Source organism: Arsenicicoccus sp. UBA6765, assembly GCF_002453335.1.
In the GTDB taxonomy this organism is placed as follows: domain Bacteria; phylum Actinomycetota; class Actinomycetes; order Actinomycetales; family Dermatophilaceae; genus Arsenicicoccus; species Arsenicicoccus bolidensis.
This window is the reverse complement of sequence record NZ_DKGR01000008.1, coordinates 1-6,905: the sequence shown is the minus strand read 5'-3', so window position 1 is coordinate 6,905 and position 6,905 is coordinate 1. Positions and strand designations below refer to the sequence as shown.

Sequence of the window (6,905 nt, the reverse complement as noted above, 5' to 3'; positions counted from 1 at the left end):
CCCACGTTGAGAGGCGCTCCCCGACGTTGAGAGGCGACAGATGGGGGTTCTCGCAGCCCCATGACCCCCATCTGTCGCCTCTCAACGACCTACCTCGCCCATTCAGACCCCCTGGCCCGGACGCGCGCCGCCCGCCGTCTCGGTCGAGGCGGCGGGCGGACGGCATACGGGATGGTCAGAGGTTGCCGCGCAGCTCCTGCTCGCGCTCGATGGCGGTGAACAGGGCCTGGAAGTTGCCCTTGCCGAAGCCCAGCGAGCCGTGGCGCTCGATCAGCTCGAAGAACACCGTCGGCCGGTCGCCGAGCGGGCGGGTGAAGATCTGCAGGAGATAGCCGTCCTCGTCACGGTCGACCAGGATGCCGCGACGCTGCAGCTCCTCGATCGGGACGCGGACCTGGCCGATGCGCTCGCGCAGCTCAGGGTCCTCGTAGTACGAGTCGGGGGTCGACAGGAACTCGACGCCGTTGGCGAGCAGTTCGTCGTAGGTGCGGAGGATGTCATTGGTCGCGAGCGCGAGGTGCTGGGCGCCGGGGCCGCCGTAGAAGTCGAGGTACTCGTCGATCTGCGAGCGCTTCTTGCCGAGGGCGGGCTCGTTGAGGGGGAACTTCACGCGGTGGTTGCCGTTGGCGACGACCTTGGACATGAGGGCGGAGTAGTCGGTGGCGATGTCGTCACCGATGAACTCGGCCATGTTCACGAAGCCCATGACCTTGTTGTAGAAACCGACCCACTCGTCCATCTTGCCGAGCTCGACGTTGCCGACGATGTGGTCCAGCGCCTGGAAGAGGCGCTTCGGGGCCCCGTCGCGCTTCTGGTAGGTCGAGGTGCGCTCGACGTAGCCGGGCCAGTAGGGGCCGGAGTAGCCCGAGCGGTCGACGAGGGTGTGGCGGGTCTCGCCGTAGGTCGCGATCGACGCGTGGCGCAGCGTGCCGTGCTCGTCCGTGACGTCCTGCGGCTCGTCGATGACGGTCGCGCCCATCCGGCGGGCCTGGGCCACGCAGCGGTCCACGTCCGGGACCTCGAGGGCGATGTCGACGACGCCGTCGCCGTGCTTGGCGTGGTGCTCGATCAGCGGGCTGGCCGGGCTGACGGCACCCTTGATGACGAAACGGATCGAGCCCGATCGCAGGACGAAGGACTTGTGGTCGCGGTTGCCGTGCTCCGGCCCGGAGTAGGCCTCCAGCGTCATGCCCCAGGCGGACTGGTAGTAGTGCGCGGTCTGGGTGGCGTTGCCCACCACGAAGACGATGGCGTCCCAGCCGGTGACGGGGAAGGGGTCGCTCGCCTCGTCGTACTCGACGAGGCCGACCAGCTGCTTGAGCTGGTTGAGGTCCAGGTCGGCGACCCGCTCTTGCGGCGTCAGGTCCAAGGTGGTGTCGGTCATGAGGCCCAACTGTGAGGGCCGCCGGTCACCCGGGCAAGCATGTCCTTCCCACCTGGTCAAAGTGGTCAGGAATGATGCCGGCGACCGGGAACGGGTGGACAATGTGTCCCATGGCCATCGACGACCTGGACCGCAGGCTCATCCACGCCTTCACGCGGGACCCGCACATCGGGGTGCTCGGCGCGTCGAGGGAGCTCGGCGTCGCGCGCGGCACCGTGCAGGCCCGGCTCGACCGCCTGCAGCGGCGGGGCGTCATCGCGTCCTTCGAGCCGCACGTCGACCCGGCCGCGCTGGGCTATCCCGTGATGGCCTTCGCCACGCTCGAGATCCGCCAGGACCACGGGCACGAGCGCGTCGTGCAGCACCTCGAGCAGATCCCCGAGGTGCTCGAGGCCCACACCATCACGGGGTCGGGTGACATCTGGATCCGCATCGTCGGGCGGGACAACGCGGACCTGCAGCGAGTGATCGACGACGTGGCGGCGGGCGGTTCCGTCATACGGACCTCGACGGTGATCTCCCTGGCCACCCGGCTGGCGCACCGGACCACTCCCCTGGTCGACGCCGCGGTCCAGTGACCTAGCGAGCCCGACGGCCTGGCGAGCCCGACGACCTGGTGGCGGTCGACGACCTAGCGGCGGCCGACGAACCAGTTGCGGATCTTGTCGATGCGCTCGGTGACCTGGGCGCCGGACGCCTGGTCCAGCGCCGGACCCCCGCAGACCTGCCGCAGCTCGGAGTGCACGATGGCGTGCTTCGTCCCCGTCTTGCGGGCATAGGCCGAGACCAGCTTGTTGAGCTCCTTGCGCTGGGCCTGCAGGGCGCGGTGCGCCGAGACCTCCTCGTGTCGCTCCTTGGCGCGGGCGTTGGGCTTCTGCCGGTCCTGGCGCTCTCGCAGCAGGTGCGCCATCTGGTCGGGCTCGAGCAGGCCGGGGAGCCCGAGGTAGCCCTCCTCCTCCTCCGAGCCAACGTCCGCCACGAGGCCGAACTGCTGGGCGTCGAACAGGACGTGGTCGAACTCCGCGTCCGACTCCAGCGCCTCGAACTTCAGGTCGAGCTCGTCACTGGCCTGCTCGGACCGGTTGGCCTCCTCGAGGAGCCCGTCCTCCTCGGACCAGAGCGGCTCCTCCTCACCGGGTTTTTTGGGCCGGTCGAGCGCGTGGTCCCGCTCGTCCTCCAGGCGGGCGGCGTGCTCGAGCAGCACCGGCACGGACGGGAGGAACACCGAGGCCACCTCTCCGCGCTTACGGGCGCGCACGAACCGCCCCACCGCCTGCGCGAAGAACAGGGGCGTCGACGTCGAGGTCGCGTAGACCCCGACCGCCAGGCGGGGCACGTCCACCCCCTCGGAGACCATCCGGACCGCGACCAGCCAACGATCGGTGGACTGGGAGTAGGTCTCGATGCGCTGGGAGGCCCCGGCGTCGTCGGACAGGACGACCGTGGGCTTCTCCCCCGTGATCTCGTGCAGGATCCTGGCGTAGGCTCGGGCATTGGTCTGGTTGGTCGCGATCACCAGGCCGCCGGCGTCCGGCACGTGCCGGCGCACCTCGGTGAGGCGCTTGTCGGCGGCGCGCAGCACGGACGGGATCCACTCCCCCGTGGGAGACAGCGCGGTCCGCCACGCGTGCGCCGTGAGGTCCTTGGTGAGCGGCTCGCCCAGCCGGGCGGCGAGCTCGTCGCCGGCGCGGGTCCGCCAACGCATCGCGCCCCCGTAGGCCATGAACAGCACCGGCCGCACCACGCCGTCGCGCAGCGCCTCGGCGTAGCCGTAGGAGTAGTCCGAGGCCGACCGACGGATGCCGTCCGGACCCTCCTCGTACCGCACGAACGGGATGGGGCTCGTGTCGGAGCGGAAGGGCGTGCCGGTGAGCGCCAGCCGCCGCGCCGCGGGCTCGAAGGCCTCACGGATCGCGTCCCCCCAGGACTTGGTGTCGCCGCCGTGGTGGATCTCGTCGAGGATCACGAGGGTCGGGGCGGCCTCCGTGCGGGCCCGGTGCAGCAGCGGCTTGGACGCCACCTGCGCGTAGGTCAGCGCCACGCCGTCGAAGGCCTTGTTGTGCGTCCCCGCGGCGTTGGTGAAGGTCGGGTCGAGCTGGATACCGACGCGTGCGGCGGCGTCCGCCCACTGCACCTTGAGGTGCTCGGTCGGGGCGACGACGGTGACGCGGCGCACCACCCCGCGTCGGAGCAGCTCGGTCGCGACCCGGAGCGCGTATGTCGTCTTGCCGGCCCCAGGCGTGGCCACCGCCAGGAAGTCGCGGGGACGTTCGGTGAGGTAGGCCTCGAGGGCCTCGGCCTGCCAGGCACGCAGCTTGCCAGCCGTCCCCCATGCTGCACGCTCGGGAAAGGCTGGGGACAGGTGTTCGGCAGCAGAGGTACTCATCGCGTCCTGCAGGGTAGACGTTTTCGCCGGGCAACATGCCGGGCGACGGGTGCTTGACAGCCGTGGGAGGCACGAGATCGGCCCGCCACCCCGGTTCGGGGGTGGCGGGCCGACGAGGTCGTGGTGGTCAGCCCAGCTTGAGCGTGACGCGGTCGGCCGAGCCGACCGTGGTGGCGCCGGAGGGCGCGGAGCCGATCTTGATGGTGTCGGCCGGCTGCGACCCGAGCTTGAGGGTGACGGCGTTGGCGGAGCCCCCGGCGAGGGTGGCGACGGCAGCGACGGTGATGACGGCAGCGGTGCGGGCGAGGTTACGCATGGTGGTTTCCCTTCGACGACGGCAGGGCGCCCCGTGACACCCCGCAACCAGAGTAGCGCCTTGCGTGAGCAAATATCACTAGCAGTGATCTAAACCCGTCAAAAGGATGAAATCACTCGCCGCCGTCCTGCGGCTTGCGCAACCCGTCGTAGATCTCCTGGCAGATCGGGCACACCGGGAACTTCTTGGGATCGCGCCCGGGGACCCAGATCTTGCCGCACAGCGCGATGACCGGCTCCCCCGTCATCGCGCTCTCCAGGATCTTCTCCTTGCGCACGTAGTGGGCGAAGCGCTCGCGGTCGCCCGGCTCCTGCAGCTGCTCCTCGACCTCCTCGCGCTCCAGCACGGCGGTCTGCGTCGAGGGTCCGCCCGGCTCCGCGAACGGGTCCGGCGGCATGTCGGGGTATCCCTGGCTCATGCGGGACATCCTAGGCCGAGGCTCAGTTGTAGTCCTCGTCGTCCGGGTAGAGGCCGACGAAGGCCAGCCGCCCCGGCTGCCGCCGCAGGACCCGGCGCCACAGGGTGCCCGGCTCGTCGCTGAACACGTCGCCGGGGAGGCGGTCCACGACGTACCACGAGCCGTTGCGGATCTCGCCCTCGAGCTGGCCGGCGACCCATCCGGCATACCCGGCAAAGATCCGGACGCCGGTCAGGTGCGGCATGACCTGGTCGGCAGGCGTGTCGAGGTCGACGACCCCCACGCCGGGAAAGAGCTGCTGGACCCCGTCGACGTCGAGGGCCGGGTCGATGACCCCGACCACGCCGAGGGCTGAGTCGAGCTGTACGGGGCCGCCCTGAAAGAGCACCTGGGGCTCGCGGACGTGCTCCTGCCAGCCGTCCAGGACCGTGTCGATGGTCGCGTCGACCGGCTTGTTGAGCACGACGGCCTGCGCGCCCTCGTCGCCGTGGTGCAGCACGAGCATGACGCACCGCTCGAACACCCCCTCCCCCAGCCCAGGGGTGGCGACGAGCAGTCGTCCGGTCAGGTCCTCGGTGCGCACCGTCCCATTGTGCCCGCCAGGACCGGCCGTATGCCGCAGCGGGCGCCACCCCTCGTGAGGGTGACGCCCGCTGCCGGTGTCAGGCGCTGGGCCTGGGAGCGTGCGCTCAGCCGTCGTAGCGACGGGCCGAGCGGTCACGGCCACCACGGTCGTCACGACCGCCGCGGGCATCGCGACCGCCGCGGTCCCCGCGGTCGTCGCGGCCACGGAACGAGCGCTCGTTGCGACGACCGTGCGGCTGGTAGCGCGCGCCGCCACGGCTGTGGCCGCGCTGCGGACGGGGCTCACCCTCGACGAGGCGGCGGTAGCGACCCTCCTCGATGGCCTCCCCGGACGGGGTGCGGGCACCCACGCCGTCGTAGAGCAGCGGGTCGCCGGGGGCCGTGCGGATCGGCTTGACGTCGACGCCGGCCTGCTCGACGAGGCGCTCCATCTGGCGACGCTGGTGCGGGAGCGCCAGGGTCACGACGGTGCCGCGCTCGCCGGCGCGCGCGGTGCGGCCGGAGCGGTGCAGGTAGTCCTTGTGGTCGGCCGGGGGGTCGACCTGCAGGACCACGGAGACGTCGTCGACGTGGATGCCGCGGGCCGCGACGTCGGTGGCGACGAGGACGGGCAGCGTGCCCTCCTTGAAGCCGGTGAGCACGCGGTTGCGCTGCACCTGCGAGAGGCCACCGTGCAGGGCCGCAGCGAAGACGCCCTGCTCGCGCAGCTGCAGGGCGACGCGGTCGGCGCCCAGCTTGGTGCGCACGAAGACCACGGTGCGGCCGGTGCGGTTGGCGACCTCGGCCGTGATGACCTTCTTGTGCATCGGGTCGATGAGCAGGACGTGGTGGTCCATGGTCTCGACCGAGGCGGTCTCGGGGTCGGTCTCGTGGGTCACGGGGTCGGTGAGGTAGCGCTCGACCACCGTGTCGATCCCGCGGTCCAGCGTCGCGGAGAACAGCAGTCGCTGACCGCCGGCCGGGACCAGGTCGAGGATCTCGCTGATCGCCTCCAGGAAGCCCATCTCGGCCATGTGGTCGGCCTCGTCGAGGACAGCCACCTCGACCTGGGACAGGTCGGCCGCGCCGCGGTCGATGAGGTCCTTGAGGCGTCCCGGGGTCGCGACGAGGACGTCGAGGCCCTTCTCCAGCGCCATGATCTGCGGCGGGTAGGGCATGCCGCCCGCGACGAGCTTGTGGCGCAGGCCCATCACGTGGACCAGCGGCTGCAGCGCGTCGCTGACCTGCTGGGCCAGCTCGCGGGTCGGCACGAGGATCACCGAGCGGACGACGCCCGGCTTGGCCTTGCCACCGGCCGCGAGGGTCGCGATGAGCGGCAGACCGAAGCCCAGCGTCTTGCCCGAGCCGGTCTGGCCGCGGCCGAGGACGTCGCGCCCGGCGAGGGCGTCGGGGATGGTCGCCTGCTGGATCGGGAACGGCGTGGTGATGCCGTCGCGAGCCAGGCGCTCGACGAGCGGGGCCGGCAGACCGAGGGCGGCGAAGCCGTTGTCGGTGTCCACCGTGACGGGCGCAGCCTCGGCCGGCACGTCGACGGACAGGCCCATGGCCTCGCGCTCCTCGCGGTCGGTCCAGGTGCGGCTGCGGTCGTCGCGCTCGAAGCGACGGGGGCCGCGGTCGTCACGGTTGAAACCGCCACGCTGCGGGCGCTCGTCGCGGTTGAACTCACGACGCGGACCACGGTCACCGCGGTCGTCACGGTTGAAACCGCCACGCTGCGGGCGCTCGTCGCGGTTGAACTCGCGACGCGGACCACGGTCGTCACGGTTGAAACCGCCACGCTGCGGGCGCTCGTCGCGGTTGAACTCGCGACGCGGAC

Annotated in this window: 7 protein-coding genes; 1 reads left to right on the top strand and 6 read right to left on the bottom strand. The window is 71.2% G+C overall.

The annotated features are described in order from the left end of the window. Nucleotides 1-175: 175 nt before the first annotated feature. A complete protein-coding gene (hppD, locus tag B4K29_RS01585; RefSeq protein WP_286966257.1) occupies nucleotides 176-1,384 on the bottom strand; it encodes a 4-hydroxyphenylpyruvate dioxygenase in 1,209 nt (402 codons plus the stop codon). A gap of 110 nt (nucleotides 1,385-1,494) precedes the next feature. Between hppD and B4K29_RS01580 the strand changes: the two genes are divergently transcribed. Continuing rightward, complete coding sequence (locus tag B4K29_RS01580) at nucleotides 1,495-1,962, top strand: Lrp/AsnC family transcriptional regulator (protein ID WP_029212999.1); 468 nt, start codon at nucleotides 1,495-1,497, stop codon at nucleotides 1,960-1,962. Between the two features lie 53 nt (nucleotides 1,963-2,015). On the opposite strand, the gene B4K29_RS01575 is transcribed toward B4K29_RS01580, so the two are convergent. The 5 genes from B4K29_RS01575 to B4K29_RS01555 form a co-directional block, all read right to left on the bottom strand. Continuing rightward, nucleotides 2,016-3,770, bottom strand: a complete 1,755-nt coding sequence (locus tag B4K29_RS01575) for a DEAD/DEAH box helicase (protein WP_286955631.1) — start codon at nucleotides 3,768-3,770, stop codon at nucleotides 2,016-2,018. Nucleotides 3,771-3,897: 127 nt separating this feature from the next. Then, on the bottom strand, nucleotides 3,898-4,086 hold the full coding sequence (locus tag B4K29_RS01570) for a hypothetical protein (RefSeq protein ID WP_019287706.1): 189 nt from the start codon (nucleotides 4,084-4,086) through the stop codon (nucleotides 3,898-3,900). Between the two features lie 112 nt (nucleotides 4,087-4,198). After that, entirely contained in the window at nucleotides 4,199-4,504 is a 306-nt protein-coding gene (locus B4K29_RS01565; RefSeq protein ID WP_019287705.1) for a DUF3039 domain-containing protein, read from the bottom strand. A 22-nt stretch (nucleotides 4,505-4,526) separates the two neighbouring features. Continuing rightward, a complete protein-coding gene (locus B4K29_RS01560; RefSeq protein WP_286955630.1) occupies nucleotides 4,527-5,087 on the bottom strand; it encodes a YqgE/AlgH family protein in 561 nt (186 codons plus the stop codon). A 106-nt stretch (nucleotides 5,088-5,193) separates the two neighbouring features. Next, nucleotides 5,194-6,905, bottom strand: a 1,712-nt coding sequence (locus B4K29_RS01555) for a DEAD/DEAH box helicase (protein WP_286966256.1), incomplete at its 5' end; no start/stop codon positions are given.